Source organism: Mycoplasma enhydrae, assembly GCF_025779955.1.
In the GTDB taxonomy this organism is placed as follows: domain Bacteria; phylum Bacillota_I; class Bacilli_A; order Mycoplasmatales; family Metamycoplasmataceae; genus Metamycoplasma; species Metamycoplasma enhydrae.
Window position 1 is genome coordinate 1 of sequence record NZ_JAOXHI010000008.1, and the last position, 19,579, is coordinate 19,579.

Here is a 19,579-nt window from a genome sequence, read left to right on the forward strand (position 1 = left end):
TCTGGAATTTTTTCTCCAGTAAGCACTCTCATACACAACTTGTATAAAAATATTCTTGTCTTATATTTTTTCATAATAAAAAACATATCCTCCATTTGTGGTAGTCCACTAATAGGGGATATGTTTAGCCTATATGTGTTAGGTGTTTTGTAATTGGTTAGTCAACAAATGAAGTGTCAAATTGACCGGAAACACCATTAATATTAGATGTAGTAATTCAAGCAGTTTTATCTACTTTTTTAACTTGTTCAATGATTAAATCTTTTTCTAAAAATAATGCAACAGTTTCTAACTTACCAAATTCATCATGACTAAATCCACCTACTCCACGGAAAATGTTAAAAGGGTGTACATAGCCAATTTTTTTAAATTGCTCTGCAATTAATTCTGGACGCTTTGTATATATTTCAATTTTGATTTTTTTGTATTTAGGATAGAACCTATTAACTAGAGTTGAAAATACTAATAGATATGCAATTGTGCCCATTATTCTTGTTAAAAATAAATCTGATTGTCAAACGTGACCTATAATGTTGCCACTAAATTCTAATGAACCAATTATGATTGTTGAAGCGGAAGAAAAACAAATAGCCACCATTAAAAATACATTACCAACAGGTTTTTTAGAACGATAAGCAATGTAGTTTGATATAACTGAAGTTCCACCTATTGATCCTCTTTGTCTTCAAGCTACTATTGAAGCAAATCCTTCAGACACTCCACCAATAATAGCATAAACTAAAACTGGTCAAGTACTTCCATCATTTACGCCATGAATATTAGTACCATTTAGAACTTGAGGCATAACATTAAGCGCATCATATGGAATAACACTAAAAGCATGACCCGAGCCTAAATGGTTAATATTGGATTTAATTATTTTAAAATCTGACAAGAAAAATTGATTACTAAAATATTCTGCTAATTTAACATCTTCTATGCTTGTTAAAGCATGATATTGGTTATTCATTATTCTTTCAGTGCCTTTTAAAATTGATTGTCAATTACTTGAAGCAAATAATTTTGAAATATTTCGCGAATCTATACCAAATGGATCTCAATAATAACCACTCGTAGCGGTGGGATTATATAAAGTAATTCGCTGATTTATAAAGTTTACAATTGGATTTGAACCACGACCAGTGTATTCAATAAATAATAATTGAACAATAATTTGAAATAACATCCAATAGTAAGTTAAAACCATAAACATTCGCGGATTCATGCGTCAAAAAACAAACATCAAAGGTAAATTAACTAGAACATAAAATAGCCCATAATATTGAGCAGTTGAAGGCAAAGTAAAAGTAATGATTTGTGCTAATGATGATGTACCTGAAGCTATTGTTGCAGCTTTTTTTAAGAATACAGTAAGCGCAATGTTATACAAAAAAGCACTGACAAACATTCATAGAATTTTTTTGGGATATTTTTTTCATACATTAAATAAATTAACTTTTAATGGATTTAAAATTTTTTCTTTTTCATCACGCAAAGCTTTAGCATTAGCTCGTTTTTTTATTTTTTGATTTAATTTAATTTGCTGTTGATTCATATAAAAATGTTAGTCCTCCTTTTGCTTTGGTGTATTTGTTATAGATGATCTAAAATCTTGTGGTCTGTGTTCATAAACAAATCGATTAATTTCAGGATAAAAAACTAATTGAACAACTCCAGTGGCTCCATGACGGTTTTTTCCCACAATAATATTTGCAACTGAAGCTTCCTGTTTAATTTCAGACTTTTGACCGTTTTCTGTTTTAGATTCATTATTAATATTTTGTCTGTTTTTATAAACTTCTGGACGATGCAAAAATATAACACGGTCGGCATCTTGCTCAATTCCACCTGATTCACGCAAGTCAGACATAATAGGAGTTTTATCTTCTCTTTTTTCTAAATTACGACTTAGTTGACTTAAAGCAATAATTGGACAATTAATATCTCTTGCTAATTGCTTAAGTGAACGTGAAATAGTTGCTATTTCAAGTTGACGACTTTCTTGCTGTTTGTTTGATGAAGAACCACTTATTAGTTGTAAATAGTCTATTACTATTAAATCAACTTGGTTATTGTTAGCAAATCTCTTGCAAGATGTAATAATATCCGAAATGGTTGAAGTTGAACGCTCATTTAGAAATACTTTTCATGATCTCATTAATTCAACAGTTTGCATTAAAGCTCTTTGTTCTTCAATGTTTATGTTCTTTGATTTAAGTTGCCTAATTGGTACAAACGATTCTGTTGCCATCATTCTTTGTACCAATTGTGCATTGGACATTTCTAAACTAAAAAATAAAACAGTTTTGTTGTTTCTGGCTATATTATTAACAATATTTAAAGCAAATGCAGTTTTACCCATTGCTGGACGAGCACCAATAATAATTAAATCTCCCTTATTAATACCTAATAAAAGATCGTCCAATTCCGGAAAACCTAAAGAAAGACCAACACCTATTTCATCATTATTATCATGTTTTAAAATTCGGTTAAGAATTGATTGTGCAGTATCATAAACTTTATCATAACTTGAATGAATTTCAGAGATATCAATGTTTAAAAGATTTACTTGCAACTTAGAAATTAAATCTGATATATCAAATTTTTTATTTTCAATTGTATCTTTAGATGAAATTAATAAATCATATAATCTATCGGTCTTGTATTGTTTGATGATGTTTTCAGTATATTTTTTAAGCTCAGAAATAAACCCTGGGTTTTTGGTTAAATAGGGAATATATTCAACTGCTCTCATCCCAAAAGCACTAATATCATCAGTTAACTTATTTTTATCTAAATAATTTCATAAGTTAGTTAAATCAAAATTAATAGAACTATTGATAACTGAACTAATAGCACTATATAGTATTTGATTAGATTTAAAATGAAACATTTCAGGACGTATTTGTTCTGAAATACTTAAATATGCCTCTTGTGTCGGATCTGTAAGCAATAAACCCAACAAAGCTACTTCGTTATTAGCAATTCTAATTTCATTGTCATTTAAATTAGACGTATTTGTTACTTTTTGCTTCAGATTTGACATAAGAATTCCTTTCTTTTTTTAATTTTTATTTATCTTCAAAAATTTCGATTAATAAAATTGCTGTAACTTCTGGATGTAGTTTTACATTTATATAATGTTTTCCAAAAGTGTTATATGTATCTTTTGATAAAGCATAGGGACTAATTTTTATATTGTTTTTAGCTAGTTCTTTTTCGATTGCTTTATTTGTTATTGAGCCATGAACAATATTGCCATTTGATTTTAAAAAGAAATTAAGTGTTAGTTTTTCAATTTCAGCTTTAATTTCATTTGCCTTAGATATTTCTTGGGCATGGTCAATGGCTATATTGTTTTTAACTCTTTGTAAATTTGCTAATGTTTGTTTGTTTAAAGGTTGAGCAAAGCCTTTTTTAATTAAAAAGTTTTTAGCAAAACCATCATTAACTTCGATTATTTCATTTACTTTGTATTTTTCATATTGTTTAATCATTATAACTTTCATTTTTCACACTCACTATCGCTTGTTTTATATTGTCAACAAATAATTCCATATCTTCATCTGTTTCTGCTGCTGCTGAGCCAAAGTGCCCACCGCCATTAACTATTTCAGCTATAACTTGAACGTTTGTTTTAATACCACGTGCTGACATTTTACATCTATTAGAATCTAGTTTCCCAACTACAAATGCTGCTTTTCGGTCACTAACTCTAAGGATTTCATCAGCTGCCATGGAAATTATGTCTGAAGAGACAGTTATATTATCATTATATGCTAAAAAATAACCTGGTTTAACTTCAGCTAAATTAGCCAATAATTTTTTAATTTTTTCATGAATTACATCATTCATTTTTAGAGATTCAACTGAAATAGAAATTTTTGCACCTCAAGACTGTAATAGAGATGCTGCTAAAAATGTTTTAGATGAAGTTTGTTTTTGAAAGTTATTTGTATCTAAATAAATTCCATTTAATAAATGCTGTGCAGCTTTTTCATCAATTTTATCTTTATTGTTCGATAGTGCTACTATTTCAGTAACAATTTCAGAAGCACTAGATGATGAAGAGTCAATATATAAATTTTCTCTGAAGGCATATTCGGGATTTAAACCAATTCGGTGATGGTCTATAACAATAATATTTTCTTTTTCAATTTTGCTAAAAGCTTGGATATTTTCAATTCTAGTCTCATCAGATGTATCACAAATAACTACTAATGTATTTTTATCATTTAGAGAAGTGGCATCTTCTGGACTTATAAATACTTGTTTTTCATTACCACTCAGGCGATTATATACTCGTCTAGTGGTTTCATCAAATGTTTTATTTTGAATATATGCTTGTTTTTTAAAACCTTTTGCTAGGCAATAAATTCCTCAAGCAGAACCAAGGGCATCTAAGTCAGCGAATTTATGCCCATAGACAATAACTTTATTAATTTCTTCTGATTTTAGTTTGTTCATCAAAATATTAGTAATGTAAGCAACATTAGTACGTGACATGTTAATATCAATTTCAGATGTCGAACCATAAAATCTAGGTTTTTCATTTTTGGTTAACACAGTAATTTGATTACCACCACGTGTCTTAGATTGTAATAATGCATCTTTTGACAGTTTATCTAAAGTTTCAAATTTAAAAATTCCATAAGCAAAACCACCAGATAAAGTTAAATTTAGATTTTTATGAATTTTTTTGTTACTTAGCTCTAAAAAATCTTGAAACCCGTTTTTTTCAAATAAACTTAGCGTTTCACTAGTAGTTAAAACAAAAAATCTACCATTATCATATTGATGATATATAATGTCATACTTTTTGGCAATATCATCAAATCAAACTCCAAGTTTAGAGTATATTTTATATATTTCCTCTTGTGACAAAATAACTTGATACAAGTTGATATTATCAATGTGTAGTTCTCCAAAAACTACTCTTTGGCTCATGTAGTTGCTTAATAGATTTTCTTGAACAGTTATATCTTTAATGCTAATAACATTTTTTTCAAAGCTAACATGAACGTCATATTGATATTCATCTTTTTTGTGTTTAAAATTTCTTTGAATTGAATCAATTTCATTAACACCAAAAACACTCTTAATATTTTTGCCAATGATTTTTTTGCCAAATCTTTTTAGCACAAAATCAGTAGCCCAAACTATTCTTCCATTGTTTAAAAATATAATTGTGCCTATTCCATATTGACTTACTTCATTTTGAATATATTGATTTAATGTTTTATTTGATAATGACATATCTTTTAAATATCGTTTGATGATAAAAATCAAATATGCACCAAGCGCAATAATCAACACTGAGTATATAACTATAATAGCAATTTTGGCATTTTCTGGAAACCTAAAAATACCAATAAAAAAAATTATTGTTGGTAATACAAATAGTAATAAAACTTTTAAAATTAAAAGTATAACTTCTCTTTTTTCATTTTTCATAATTAAAATTATACAAAAATTGTTTAAAAAAAGGTCTTTTAGGGCTAAAAACATATTTTAAACAATATTAATATTGTTGAAGATAAAAAATAAAACTATAAGCTGATTTTTAACTTATAGTTCATAAAATTTAATAATTTCTGTAATGCCTATATTTTTTTGTGATGAAATCATAAAAATATTGATGTCATCTTTAAAAGTTAAAGCCTGAGATTTTACACGATGTTTTTGAGATTGATTAGCTTTGTCTATTTTGGTAATAAAAATATCAAAGTGCAAATTTAGTGAATTAATATATTCAATCATTTCAAGATCTATGGGTGTAAAGCCAACTTTAGCATCAATTAAGAAACAAATTTTTTTAGTTGTATTAGAGTTTCTAAAATAGTAATCAATAATGCCGGCAATTTTAACTTGGTCTTTTTTTGACACACTTGCATAACCATAACCAGGCAAATCAACTATTATTTTGTTATTATCACTTAAAAAATAATTAATTAATCTTGTTCTTCCAGGAGTAGATGAGGTTTTGGCTATTTTTGAATTAGCTAAGGCATTAATTAATGAAGATTTACCTACATTTGATCTACCTCAAAAAACAATTTCTTGTTTATGGTTTTCTAGTCAGTTTTCTTGCGAAGTAGAACTTTTTAAAAATTTTCACATATTATTTCCTTACTTTCTCATAAGCCAAACGAGCTATCATCATTGCATTATCTGTAGTATATTCCATTTCAGGTAAGTAAACATTTTTATGCAATTCTAAAATCATATTTCTTATTGCTTTATTAGCGCTAACTCCACCAACTAAAGAAATGCATTTAGGTTTATATATTTCAATTGCTTGACTAAATTGTTTTTTTAGATACATCACTATTGTATTTTGAAATTCTGTAGCAATTTTATTTATATTTATTTTTTGTTTTTTGTTAACCAAATTATTTATGTAATTTATAACAGCTGTTTTAATACCACTAAATGAAAAGTTTAGTTTTTTTTCAGTTTGAGGAATACTAAAATGATCTAGATAAACATCTTTGCTTTCAAGCCATATTTTATCAATTAAAGGACCCCCGGGGAAACCTAAATTTAGTTTTCTAGCAACCTTATCATAGACTTCACCAACTGCATCATCTTGAGTTTCCCCAATAATTTCAAATTCATTTTGACTTTTATAAAACATAATTTGCGAATGACCACCAGAAACAAGTAAACTTAAGGCCGGGAATTCTAGTTCTTTTTTTATAAAAGCCGAATAGAAATGTCCTTCTAAATGGTTTAGACCTAAGATAGGAACTTTGTATATTCTCGATAAACTTTGAGCAACAATATAACCAATTTGCAGCGAACCAATTAAGCCAGGTTCTTTAGTATAAGCTATGTAATCAATTTTAGAACATATATTAGCATTAGATTTAAATAAATCATCTAAAATTAAAGCAATATTTTTAACATGTAATCTACTTGCTATTTCAGGAATTGTGCCCCCATATTGCTTATGAATATCTGTTTGTGAAATTGTTTTCATTCATATAGGTTGATTATCTTTCAAAATTGCAAGTGAAGTATCATCATGAGAAGTTTCAATAGCTAAAATTATCATTATTGCCCTCCAATTTGTGGATCACTAGCATAAACTAACTCAGCTTCCAATAAATCTTTTGGCTCTTTAAAAGATTCTAAATAAGGTTTGGGGTTTTTAATGAATTTTCTATAATCAAAAACATCAATTTTGCTAGAAATGTCAACTATATCAATATTGATATTTTTATTTTTCTTAGATACCTTATAAGCTTTATATTTATTCGCTTTAATGAAAACCTCTTTTTTATTATTTTGAATAAAAAACAGTTCATAAGTCGGAATTAATTTTAAGCTTATATCATTATTAGCAATTAATGGTTGAATTTGAGTATTGGTGCGACCATAACTAAAGCCAAGTCTTGCTCCTGTGAAACTACCTGGACCAATAGTGGTATAAATTTCATCCATCATATTTATGTCTAAATTATTTTTAGCTATAGTATCATCAATTACTTCAAAAAACTTATCAGTTTTTTTTATCAATGATTTGATGATTTTATAATCAATAACTTGATTATTTTCTACAATAGCTACAAAGAAATCTTCAAGACTTGTTTCAATAAATAAACCTTTTTTAACAGTGCTTTCTATTATTTCAAAAACATGATAAATTTCATTATTTTTTTGTTCTAGTGTTACATTAACCTTAATATAATTTTTAAAATTATGCTTAATGTTTTCATATCATTCAACAACTACTAATTTATTATCAAAATACTCTTCAAATGCAAAAAGATCTCCCTTTAATTTGTAAGCATCTATATGAACAATTTTGTCATAAATCAAAATTGTATTAAATGTTGGAGATACAACTTGCTTAGTTTCATTTAATTTTTTGGCAATTTGAGAAGTTAGTGTGGTTTTCCCTGCACCTAATTCTCCACTTAATAAAAGGGCTTCTAAATTACGAAAAGATAAAATATATTCAACCAATTGGTCTAGTGGTTGATTTTCTTTAAAATATAATTTTTTTAACATGTTATCCTTTCTTGATTTTTAAAAAACAAAAGCATAAAAAATAACTAAGAAATAAATTTCTTAAGCTATTTTAGCTTTTTCAGTTTTATATTTTTCCAATAAATCATTTAGTTCTTTGGTGTATTGTTTTGTTATAGTGTCATTATATTCATGTGAAAGCATTTTTGAAGTCTTTTTTTCAAATTCTTTATAATCATGAACTAGTTTCTTTTTAAGTTCTGAATATTTATTATCTTTAAGTCCAACAGCAGCAAATTCTTTAACCTCATTGAATTTCTTTTCCACACTCTTACTATTTTCATTATATTTATTCACTGTTTCGGTGTTTTTGGTAGTGATGGTTTTTAGATTTTGTTTGAACTCGTCATATATTTTTTGAATTTCTTGTTTGGTAATACCTTCTTTTTTTAGACTATCTTCTGCTTTTTTGATTTCTAAATTATATTTATCTCTAAAATCATCAGCAAAAACAAAAGTGTCAGCTTTTTGTTTAGCTGCTTTTATTTCAGTTTCTAATTTTGTTTTCGGGTTAGAACATGATAGTGCAATTAATGGTAAGGTTAATGTTGAAATCGAACTTAAACCAATAATCAATTTAGTAGTTTTTTTCATTTTAATATCTCCCTTTCTTTAAAGTCTTATTAAGTTTAAAATTAAAAAAGTTAATGATATTATATATCATTTTTAGCTTATTTTGGATTAAAAAAAATATGCTTAGCTGCATATCTCTAATTCTTCATAACCAAATTCTGTGGGTGTCTTACGCCCAAAAAGTTCAATATTAACAAAAGCACGGCATGTAATATCATTATTTTTTACAATTTCGCCTTCAACACCTTTATATTGACCTGAAATGATTTTTACAATTACACCCTCTTTGAAAGGAGTTTCAATATCACCAGCTTCAAATTTTTCAATTAAAGCTCTTTCTTTTTCAACCATTTTTTGGAAGGTTTTTTCACTAATAGGAGTTGGCTTAGCTCCTTTTCCAGAAGAACCTATCAATCCTGTAACAAACTGTGTATTACGCACTAAGTATCAAGATTCATCTGTCATTTCCATTTTAATAAAAATGTAACCTTTGTAAATATTTAAATATTTAACTGTGTATTCTTCTCCACGTGTTTTTTTCTCTAATTCTTTTGCAGATAAGTGTGGCATTTTAAAAATTCTAATCTCTTCAAAAGATTCTGTTTTGTTTTGTGAAGAAATTTTATTTTTAAGTGCTTCAATAACTTTTTCTTCTTTTCCAGAAACAGTTGAGACCATGTATCATTTATAACTTACGCTCATATTATTACTCCTATGATTTTATTCCAACAACATTTCATAAACTGCTAAATGCTAAGCTAACTAAAAAGCAGAATATAGCCATAACAACTAAGAATGCAATAGTAATACCAAACCATTTTCATGATTTTGAATGTTTAGGTCAAACAACACGCTTAATTTCTCTAAAAAAGTTTCTAAAAGTAAAAAGCCTACCTTCTTTTGAAGCCATTTGCCTTGCTTGTTTTTCTTGACGTTTCAACATTTTTTGTTGTTGTTTTTCTTTTTTAATTTCTTCTTTTGATTTAAAGTCTTTTTGCTCTTCCATTATTTTTCCTCTTTATGTAAAGTTTGAACATTGCAATGCTTGCAAAACTTTTTAATTTCCAGCCTTATTTCATTACTTTTATTAATTGAATAGTTCTTTCGCAAACACTCTTGGCAGGCTAATGTTATTTTCTTCTGCTTTTTCATATTTTTAAATTATATATTTTTTTGCCTTAAAAGAACTAATTAATTATAATTTAATAATTATGATTGGATGAAAAACAATAATTGCAATAGTAGGGGGCAGTGTATTACTGCTGCTTTTTACTATTATTGTTTTTAATTTATATATTAAAAAAATAGCCCCAAAAGTGTTTTTAAAAAAATTGACCAATCAATCACTAAAAATTGAAAAAATATTTACTAAACTTGAACAATACAATAATCAGTTTTATGAAGTTTCAAAAAAAGAAAAAAAATATAAAAAATTAGAAATGCAAATGGCTGAATTAATTGTTGAAATAACTTCATATAAAGATTTATTTTATAAATATTTTGACCAGTTTAAATATGAAATAGCTAATAGTCCCAAAAATTCAATAAAGTTGAAAGAATATAATAAACTGTATGAAATTTTTAATAATGCTAAAGAACAAAAAACTAAAATAGTCAAAATCTTTAATAAAAATAATAAATGAGCTCAGCTTGAAAGTGCAAATATAACTAATGTAATAAACTTTGCACTAAAAATCAAAAGTGCTTTTAGCATGATGAATAATTATCTTGACAATAATGAAATTAAAGATTTTAAATACTTAAAATCAAGAAAAATAAATATTCAAAGAAAAATAACTAAAGTTATTAATTGATTCGATGAAGATAAATACTTAAATATTTCTTCAAAAGAAATAAAAAAGAATAAAAGAAATGCAATTAATCTAATTCGAGAATATACCATTATGATTACTAGAGGACTCAAATACTATAACTTTATTAATCAAGAAATTGAAGATAAGATTTACTACATTGCTACAACATATGAAAAAAATAAACAAAAAATTAGATTTTTATATACTCAAAAATGAATTAAGGGTTTTTGCTCGGAAATCAAAAATAAAATTAAAATTCTTAAAAATCAGATTGCTAATGCAAATGTTTTTAGTTGAAAAAATATTTTTGAAAAAGATTTAATAAATCTAAGCACTAGAATAGAAGAAGTACTAATAAATATTTCTAAAGAAGTTATTGCATATCAAACAATAGATAATCTGCGAAAATCAATAATTGATCTAGTGGACATTATGATTCAAAACCATGCTGAATTACTAAAAGTTAAGGGTAATGATTTATACAAAGAAGAATTTGATAAATTTAGTAAAAGCGATTTACCATTTTTTAATTTTTTAAGAGCTAAAAATTGAGAAGAAGAAAGCAAAATTTCATTTGCTATTAAATTAGGAGAACTTAATTTTTTATTAAAGAAAATGTACAACTTAATTTTTTTACAAGAAAATTTGCTTAACAAACAAAAAATTAGTTTAGATGAACTAATAACTAACATAAAAAAAGAAAATACTAATATTTACAAAGATCATGATTTTGATTTTCCAATCACTAATGATATTCATGTTCTTCAAAAGGCATATCAAAAACAATTGAAAAATGCTAAGCCTTTAACTAAAAAAAGTGCTCAAACCCTAAAACTATATAATGAAACAATAAAATGAATGATTATCATTTTAAATGCTGAAATCAAAGTTGCAAAAGAGATGTTAGAAAAATATCAATATATCATTAAGGATAAACAACTTGATGGCGATGAATATTTGGTGTTAAATAATCTTTTTTATAGCCACAAATATAAAGAAGTTATCATCAAAATAATTGAATTAAAAAAGAAGGAATAATATGGAAAAAACCAAAATACTAATTAGATATGGGGAATTAAGCCTAAAGGGAGAGAATAAAAAAGATTTTATTAACCAATTAAAAAGAAATCTGGAAAACCACATTCCAAAAGAAGAAATTAAAATGGAATTTGATCGTGCTTTTGTTAATTATTCTGAGCACAATCTAGAAGCTTTAAAATATATTTTTGGTATTTCTTCATATTCAATTGTTTATGAAACTTCTAACGAACTAAAAGATATAGAAAAAGTAGTTCTTCAAATTATAGAAAATGAAGAATTTAGTTCTTTTGCTATTAAAGCACGAAGACACAATAAAAACTATCCTATGAGTTCAGCACAACTAAATATGCACTTTGGTGCCATAGTGCTAAAAGCTACTCAAAATAAAGTAGTAAATTTATCTAATCCTGATTTGAGTATTTATATTGAAATACGAGATAAATCTAGTTATATTTTTAGTGAATACATTTATGGACTTGGTGGAATGCCAGTAAACTCTTCTGGTAGATGCTTGCATTTAATTAGTGGCGGAATTGATAGTCCTGTAGCAGCTAATTTATTGCAAAAAAGAGGTTTAAAAATCGCATATTTAAATTTTATTACTCCACCTCATACAGATAATAAAACAACACAGAAAATTGAAGATATTATTAAAGTATTAAATAAATATCAAGGCTCATCAACTTTATTTCAAATTAATTACACCAAAGTAATGAATTACATTGGTCTTGTTTCAAATCAAAAATATAAGATAACTTTAATGCGTCGAAGTTTTTATCGTATTGCTCAAAAGATAGCTAAAAAATATCATATTGCCGCTATTTCTAACGGAGAAAATTTAGCCCAAGTAGCTTCTCAAACACTAGAGTCAATTTATACCATTTCAGAAGTATGTGATTTACCTATTTTTAGACCATTAATTTCTTTTGATAAAAGCGAAACAATTAAAATTGCTGAAAGCATAGGTACAATGAATATATCTACACAAAAAGCTTGCGAAACTTGTGAATTATTTGCTCCAAGATTTCCTGTAACTAAACCTACTAGACAAGAAGCTCAAAAATTAGAAGAAGAATTGCAAGAACTTCAAAAACTAGAAGATGAAGCAATAGATAACGTTGTAATAAAGAAGTTTGATTTAAGTCAATAATTTAAGCAGTTTTATATACTGCTTTTTTTAATCAAATTAAAATCAATACTTTTTTTCAATTTTATTTTTCTTGCTTAATATGTTTATTAAAATGTATATAATTAAACAATATGAGTACAACAAATTATGAAGCAAAGGATTTAAAAGTTTTAAAAGGACTTGATGCAGTTATTAAAAGACCCGGTATGTATATTGGTTCAACCGATTCTAATGGTCTACATCATTTAATATGGGAAATAGTTGATAATGCTATTGATGAAGCGCTAGCTGGTTATGCCAATAGCATTAAAGTAATTCTTAAAAAAGATGGATCAGTTATAGTTGAAGATAATGGTCGTGGTGTTCCCGTTACTAAGCATGCATCTGGAAAGAGTGGTGTTGAATTAGTATTTACTGAGTTACATGCTGGTGGAAAATTTGGTGATGGAGCTTATAAAACAAGTGGTGGACTACATGGTGTAGGTTCAGCAGTAGTTAATGCTCTAAGTTCTAAATTAGAAGTTAGTGTTTATCGTGATAGAAAAGAATATTTTACAGCGTTCGAACAAGATAATATTACTAGTCATACCAAACAAATAGGCGGCACAATTAAACAAGGCACTAGAGTTCATTTTTGACCTAACTATGAAATATTTAAAAAAGCTAAATTCTCTTCTGAAACTGTTAAAGAAAAATTAAGAGAAGCAAGTTTTTTAATTTCAAATTTAAAAATAAATTACATTAATGAAATAACTGATGAAAACATAATTTTTCAAACAAATGAAGGTATCAAAGAATATATAAACTTTGTAGGTGAAGGAAGGAACTTTATTAGTTCTACTTTTTATGCATCAGGATTAGCTAAAAATGGCATTCACATTGAAATATCTTTAGCTTATACAGATAGTTACACTGAAACTATATACAGTTTTGTTAATAATGTTAAAACAAGAGATGGTGGAACTCATGAAACTGCTTTTAAAACTGCTTTAACTAAAACTATTAATGAATGATGATCAAAAAACAATTCAGCCAAAAATAAAGTAAATTTTGACGGACTTGATGTGCGTGAAGGTATTATTGCTGTGGTTTCACTCAAGGTTCCGGAAAATATTTTAGAATTTGTTGGGCAAACTAAGGATAAACTAGGCACTTCAGAAGCTAGAGAATCAGTAGAAGATTTCTTTTCTGAAGAATTTATGTTTTATTTAAATGAAAACAAAGTTGCAGCAGATAAAATAATTGAAAAAATTAAAAAAACATATGAAGGCAGAATGGCAGCTAGAAATGCCAGAAACGAAGCTAGAAAAGTTAAAAATAAATTAGATAATAAAAAAATTCTTTCAGGTAAGTTGACACCTGCTCAATCTAAAAATCCCAAAGTAAAAGAATTATTTTTAGTTGAAGGTGATTCAGCTGGTGGTTCTGCTAAAATGGGTCGTGATCGAGTAACTCAAGCTATTTTGCCGCTTCGTGGTGTGGTTATGAACACAGATAGAGCTAAATTAATTGATATACTAGCAAATGAAGAACTATCAACAATTATTAATACAATAGGTGCTGGAATTGGTGAAGATTTTAATGTAAAAAATTCACAGTATGGAAAAATAATTATTATGACTGATGCTGACGTCGATGGCGCACATATTCAAATGTTATTATTAACTTTCTTTTGAAGATACATGCGTAATTTAATTGAAGCTGGAATGGTATATATCGCTTTACCACCTCTATATAAAGTAACTATTAAAAGTTCAAATAATAAATATTTTTATGCTTGAGATGAAGAAGGACTTAGAGAAATTACTTCAAAATACTCAAACTATGAAATTCAAAGATATAAAGGTCTTGGAGAAATGAATGCAGACCAACTTTGAGAAACTACAATGAATCCTGAAACTAGGTCTATTGTTAGAGTAAATATTGATCAACAAAGTTTAACAGAAAGAAATGTAACCACTTTTATGAGTGACAATTCTGAAGCTAGAAAAGTATGAATTAATAGTAACATTGATTTTTCAAGCATTGATGAGTTTGATATAAGCAAAAATAAGTAGGATATAATGGATAAAAAAAATAAGAAAAATATTGATGAAGTCATTGAAAATATAATTGATAAGAACATGGTTGAAATAATGAGCGATAGTTTTGCTCGTTTTTCAAAGTATGTAATTCAACAACGTGCAATTCCGGATGCACGCGATGGGCTTAAACCTGTTCAAAGAAGAATTTTATTTTCGATGTGAAATTTAAAATTACGAAATAAAGATCCATTTAAAAAATCAGCTCGTATAGTTGGGGATGTTTTAGGTAAGTATCACCCACATGGTGACAGTTCAGTTTATGAAGCCATGGTAAGAATGGCACAAGAATGAAAAAGTAATTATCCATTAGTTCAAATGCATGGTAATAAGGGTTCTATTGATGATGACCCAGCAGCTGCGATGCGTTATACTGAATCAAGATTAGAAAAAATAACTGAATTAATGCTAAAGGATTTGGAACGTAAAGTAGTGACTATGGTTCCAAACTTTGATGATTCGGAATATGAACCTGTTGTTTTACCTAGTTTATTTCCTAATTTATTAGTAAATGGAGCGCTAGGAATAGCTTCTGGTTTTGCTACACAAATTCCACCACATAATTTAGCAGAATTGTTAGATGCCACAATTGCCTTAATTAAAAAACCTAATCTAAAGGTTGAAGAATTAATGAAACATGTTAAGGGACCTGATTTTCCTACTGGGGGAATTATTAATGGTACCAAAGGAATTAGCCAAGCATTTCAAACCGGAAAAGGAAAAATTGTTTTATCTTCAAAATATAGTTTTGTTTATGATAAAAAAGAAAACATTATTGGAATTGAAATATTAGAAATTCCATATGGAGTAATTAAATCAAGATTAGTTTTTGAAATTGATTCAATTGTCGCATCTAAAACAATTTCTGGAATTAAAGAAGTTAGAGACCAATCTGATAGAAATGGTTTATCAATCTATATCGAACTAGAAGAAAATTCTAATCCAGAAGCAATTGTTACATATTTAATGAATAAAACCAAACTAAGAATTAATTATGATTACAACATGCTTGCCATATACAAAAATGCTCCTTGTTTGCTTTCACTTGACCAAGCTTTATTTGCTTACTTAGAGCACTTAAGATTAGTTAATACTAATGGAATAACATATGATTTTCACAAATATAAACTTAGACATGAAATTGTCGAAGGTTTTATTAGAGTAGCAGATATATCAGATGAAGTAATTAAAATCATTAAGGCAAGTGATAATTCTAAAAAAGGTGTTATTCTTGCATTAATGAATGCATTTGGTTTTAGTGAAATTCAAGCCACTGCTATTGCTGAATTAAGATTATATAAACTATCTAGAATGGACCAAATTCAATTCCAAGAAGAAAAAAAATTATTGGAAGAGCAAATTGCTAGATGCCAATTATTACTAAATGATAGTTTCGAATTTGATAAGTTTTTAATTGAACAATTAAAGGAAATTAAAAAAGAATATAGTCAACCTCGTAAAACACAAATTACTGAACAAGTAGCTAACAAAGAAGTTGACCATAAACTGCTAACTAAAAATGAAGATTTCTATTTCTTTATTTCAGAACAAGGTTATTTTAAAAAGATTAGCACTAAAATTTTTAGTTCAAACGAACTTAGTTCTTATAAACTAAAAGATGGTGATGCAATTAAATATTATGACAAAATTAATTCACTATCAAAAGTTATTCTTTTTACCAATAAAGGTAACTTTATTGTTCTCGAAGCTCATACTTTTAAAGATAATTCATGAAAAGAATTAGGAATACATATTTCTTCATTAGTATCATTAGATATTAATGAAAGAATAATAAGAGTGATGGAAGTAACTTCTTATAACTCTTATATAAGCATTATTTTATTATCTAAATATGGTTATGCCAAAAAAGTTAAAATTAGTGATTTCGATTCAAAAATTTTTAATAAGAAGAGAACTTGCATGAACTTTAAAAATAATGACGATGAGCTAATTGATGCACAAATAGGTAACGGTGAAAAAGATTTATTCATTCTTTTAAATAATGGTTTTTATTTCTTAATAAATGAATCTGTTTTTAGCACAGACTTAGCTTTAAGGGCACAAGGGATTAAATTATTATTAAAATTACAAACTAAAAATAATACTTTCGTCTCAGCATTTTGTACTTGTTCAAAAATTAATAATGTAACTATGTTAACCGAAGGTGGACTAGCTAAACAATGAAGCTTAAGAGAAATAGAATACACTAATAGAACAAATAGAGGTTCAAGGTTATTTAATTTATTAAAAAACAATAATTCTATTCCTAAATCACTAGAAGTAAACACGAGCGAACTTGAATTTTTATATACTAACAACAATAATGAAATTAGTCATTTTGATTTGGACAAAATTCACAAAGACCGAAGCAAAATTGATAAATTAGTTAATTTAAATTATGATTTTGTTAATAGTGGAAATTTAATTCAACACATAAAAATTAAAGAATTACATGATGTCGAAGATGAAGAAAAAGAAAAATTAAAAGATATATATTTACAAAGACAAAATTCAAATGACGATATTGAATTAACTACTGAAACAACACTACTTAAAAGATATTATTACAATTCAGATTACAGCGATTCTGAAGAAGAAATTGCCGAAAACGAAACCAAAAATGAACAAATAGATTTATTTGAAGCTAGCAATGAATTTGAAATTGTCGATCCTGAATTTAAGAAGAAAACTCAAGAATTAAGTTTGGAAGAAAAACTAGCAGCACTTGAAGAAATTAATATTGAAGACATTGAACAAAAAGTAAAGAAAATCAAGAAAAAATAGTTTATAATTATTTTTCAATGTTCAACTAAATTAGACCTACTAAAAAATGAAAGGATAGATCATGAGAAAAGATGTTAGATTAGCTAACAAAGTTAGAGCTGAAAAAAGAGCTCACAAATTAGCAAAAGAAAAAGCTCGCGACTTAAGAAGAGCAGCTAAAAAAGCTGAAGTTGAAAAATAATTACCATTTTATATTTATTAATTGCGTATAAGTGAAAACTTATACGTTTTTATTCTTTATAATTATGTATGTAAATTATTAGTAGTATAAAAAAGGGAAATAGTAATGAAAATAAAATCTAAACTAAAAACATTAATGATGGTTCCAAGTCTTGCGCTTTTACCTATTGTATCTTTAATATCAGCTAGATGCGACAATACAGATACTAAAAAGGATGATTATTTAGCAATAAAAACATTAATATTTAAAAAATTAAATGAGCTAAGTCCAAGCAATAAAAAGAAATTAATTGAAGAAATTAATGCTCTAGCAGCCAAAGAAGAAGAAATTGATTACATTGAATTATCGAAGCAAGCTCAAATTATTCTAGAAAAACTAGATAAATTATCAGTAAAGGGAATTAGATATGATGCTTCAAATCAATTTTATGCTGAATTAGATGGCTTAAGCGGTCAACAACTTAGAAATAAATTATTTGAATTGCAACTTAAACATAGAAATAAAACTGGAAACTATTCTGCATTACACCGGACTTACGAGGATGCTTTCGTTGATAAATACTATGAAAATGATGGTACTGTCTTGGATATATACACAGAAATACCCAATGGTAAAGATAAATTTGTTTTCAGATTTAATGAATATCAAGATATAGGCAACAAAGAAGGAACAGGAATGAATAGAGAACACATCATTCCTCAATCTTGATTTAAAAAGTCTAGTCCAATGAGAGAAGATGCACACCATGTTTGACCTACTGATAAATACGTAAATGCACGTCATGGTAATTCACCATACGGAACAGTAATTCAATCAATTCAATATCAATCAAGTAATGGTACAAAAATAGGAACTAGCCAAGAAGATAATGACACAGTTACAGAAGTAATAGATGAATTTAAAGGTGATGTTGCTAGAGCATTACTATATTTTGTTTTAACTTATCATGATAGAAATATAATGGCTAATGAACCTTCTCGAAGAGTTTTTATTCAAAAAAATAATATTAATTGAATTAAGGACAATTATTTAAAAACATACTTAAAATGAAATGAAAATGACTATATCTCTCAATTTGATATTGACAGAAACAATGGTATATTTAAACATCAAGGAAACCGAAATCCTTTTAGTGACTATCCTGAATTAATAAAAGTATATTTCTTAAACGATGATGAATATGTTTTTAAAAACAAAGGTGTTGCGATAGGAATAAATTAAACAATTAAATAATGAAATATAGAATTGAAAAAATTTTGTGCTCAGCTTTAAGCATTACAAGACAAGAAGCTAAAAAATTTCTTAGGTCAGATAGAATAAAAGTTAATGGCGCAATAATTAATAAAACTTGCAATGTTGACGCTACAGATGATTTAATTATGATAGATGATGAAATAATAACTTTTAAGCAAAATTATTATTATATGTTTAATAAACCTAGTGGATGTATAACTGCTAATTATGACCGACATCAAGAAACTATTTTTGATTTATTAGAATTAGATAAAAATAAGTTTTTTGCAATAGGTCGATTAGATAAAGATACTGAAGGGTTATTAATTATAAGTAATGATGGAAAATTAGGACATAAAATTTCAAGCCCTAAATCTAAAATTCCTAAAAAATATTTTTTTGTTACAAAAGAAGATATGAATGATTTATTAGATAATAAACATTCAAAACCGATTACTATATCTAATGGTTATGTTGTAAATGAATATCATCTAGAATTAATAGATAAGAATTCCGGTTATTTAACAATTTATGAAGGTAAGTTTCACCAAGTTAAAGAAATGTTAGCTTTTTTAGGTTATACAATAAGCTATCTTAAAAGAATTTCAATTGGTTCATTAGAATTGGACGACAGTCTTGAATTAGGTCATATTAAAGAACTAAGCGAAGAAGAAATAGAAATGGTATTTAAATAATAAAAATGTAATGA

17 protein-coding genes are annotated in these 19,579 nt (G+C 26.9%); 6 read left to right on the forward strand and 11 right to left on the reverse strand.

Translation table 4 applies throughout. From position 1 onward, the window contains the following. Window positions 1–157: 157 nt before the first annotated feature. From OF364_RS02360 to rpmG, 11 genes are all read right to left on the reverse strand, one after another. On the reverse strand, window positions 158–1,555 hold the full coding sequence (locus OF364_RS02360) for a YitT family protein (protein WP_205851002.1): 1,398 nt from the start codon (window positions 1,553–1,555) through the stop codon (window positions 158–160). 9 nt (window positions 1,556–1,564) lie between these two features. After that, window positions 1,565–3,046: a replicative DNA helicase gene (gene dnaB / locus OF364_RS02365; protein WP_263752777.1), complete on the reverse strand. Its 1,482-nt coding sequence runs from the start codon at window positions 3,044–3,046 to the stop codon at window positions 1,565–1,567. 25 nt (window positions 3,047–3,071) lie between these two features. Further along, a complete protein-coding gene (gene rplI / locus OF364_RS02370) occupies window positions 3,072–3,497 on the reverse strand; it encodes a 50S ribosomal protein L9 (protein WP_241006041.1) in 426 nt (141 codons plus the stop codon). Next, on the reverse strand, window positions 3,490–5,454 hold the full coding sequence (locus tag OF364_RS02375; RefSeq protein ID WP_263774080.1) for a GGDEF domain-containing protein: 1,965 nt from the start codon (window positions 5,452–5,454) through the stop codon (window positions 3,490–3,492). Before OF364_RS02375 ends, rplI begins: the two co-directional genes overlap by 8 nt. A 114-nt stretch (window positions 5,455–5,568) precedes the next feature. Then, on the reverse strand, window positions 5,569–6,120 hold the full coding sequence (yihA, locus tag OF364_RS02380) for a ribosome biogenesis GTP-binding protein YihA/YsxC (protein ID WP_205851006.1): 552 nt from the start codon (window positions 6,118–6,120) through the stop codon (window positions 5,569–5,571). 1 nt (window position 6,121) lies between these two features. Beyond that, window positions 6,122–7,057, reverse strand: coding sequence for a tRNA (adenosine(37)-N6)-threonylcarbamoyltransferase complex transferase subunit TsaD (gene tsaD / locus OF364_RS02385; protein WP_205851007.1), 936 nt, complete (start codon window positions 7,055–7,057; stop codon window positions 6,122–6,124). Further along, window positions 7,057–8,016, reverse strand: coding sequence for a tRNA (adenosine(37)-N6)-threonylcarbamoyltransferase complex ATPase subunit type 1 TsaE (locus tag OF364_RS02390; protein WP_263774081.1), 960 nt, complete (start codon window positions 8,014–8,016; stop codon window positions 7,057–7,059). The genes tsaD and OF364_RS02390 overlap by 1 nt, the downstream gene beginning before the upstream one ends. 60 nt (window positions 8,017–8,076) lie before the next feature. After that, the gene (locus OF364_RS02395; protein WP_205851009.1) at window positions 8,077–8,628 is read right to left on the reverse strand and encodes a variable surface lipoprotein; all 552 of its coding nucleotides are present in this window, start codon (window positions 8,626–8,628) and stop codon (window positions 8,077–8,079) included. Window positions 8,629–8,730: 102 nt separating this feature from the next. Further along, entirely contained in the window at window positions 8,731–9,309 is a 579-nt protein-coding gene (gene nusG / locus OF364_RS02400) for a transcription termination/antitermination protein NusG (RefSeq protein WP_205851010.1), read from the reverse strand. 10 nt (window positions 9,310–9,319) lie between these two features. Further along, window positions 9,320–9,613, reverse strand: a complete 294-nt coding sequence (gene secE, locus OF364_RS02405) for a preprotein translocase subunit SecE (protein WP_241006043.1) — start codon at window positions 9,611–9,613, stop codon at window positions 9,320–9,322. Continuing rightward, entirely contained in the window at window positions 9,613–9,759 is a 147-nt protein-coding gene (gene rpmG, locus OF364_RS02410) for a 50S ribosomal protein L33 (RefSeq protein WP_205851011.1), read from the reverse strand. Before rpmG ends, secE begins: the two co-directional genes overlap by 1 nt. A gap of 164 nt (window positions 9,760–9,923) precedes the next feature. On the opposite strand from rpmG, the gene OF364_RS02415 reads away from it, so the two are divergent. The 6 genes from OF364_RS02415 (at window position 9,924) to OF364_RS02440 (ending at window position 19,565) form a co-directional block, all read left to right on the forward strand. Next, window positions 9,924–11,459: a hypothetical protein gene (locus tag OF364_RS02415; RefSeq protein ID WP_263752770.1), complete on the forward strand. Its 1,536-nt coding sequence runs from the start codon at window positions 9,924–9,926 to the stop codon at window positions 11,457–11,459. A gap of 1 nt (window position 11,460) precedes the next feature. Further along, window positions 11,461–12,612: a tRNA uracil 4-sulfurtransferase ThiI gene (thiI, locus tag OF364_RS02420; protein ID WP_205851013.1), complete on the forward strand. Its 1,152-nt coding sequence runs from the start codon at window positions 11,461–11,463 to the stop codon at window positions 12,610–12,612. 110 nt (window positions 12,613–12,722) lie between these two features. Continuing rightward, window positions 12,723–14,648 carry a DNA gyrase/topoisomerase IV subunit B gene (locus OF364_RS02425; RefSeq protein WP_205851014.1) on the forward strand — a complete coding sequence of 642 codons (1,926 nt, stop codon included), beginning with the start codon at window positions 12,723–12,725 and terminating at the stop codon, window positions 14,646–14,648. A gap of 6 nt (window positions 14,649–14,654) precedes the next feature. Continuing rightward, complete coding sequence (locus OF364_RS02430; RefSeq protein WP_263774082.1) at window positions 14,655–17,456, forward strand: DNA topoisomerase (ATP-hydrolyzing); 2,802 nt, start codon at window positions 14,655–14,657, stop codon at window positions 17,454–17,456. 286 nt (window positions 17,457–17,742) lie between these two features. Continuing rightward, window positions 17,743–18,858, forward strand: a complete 1,116-nt coding sequence (locus tag OF364_RS02435; RefSeq protein WP_263752480.1) for an endonuclease — start codon at window positions 17,743–17,745, stop codon at window positions 18,856–18,858. 11 nt (window positions 18,859–18,869) lie between these two features. Next, window positions 18,870–19,565: a pseudouridine synthase gene (locus OF364_RS02440; protein ID WP_263774083.1), complete on the forward strand. Its 696-nt coding sequence runs from the start codon at window positions 18,870–18,872 to the stop codon at window positions 19,563–19,565. The last annotated feature ends 14 nt before the right edge of the window (window positions 19,566–19,579 follow it).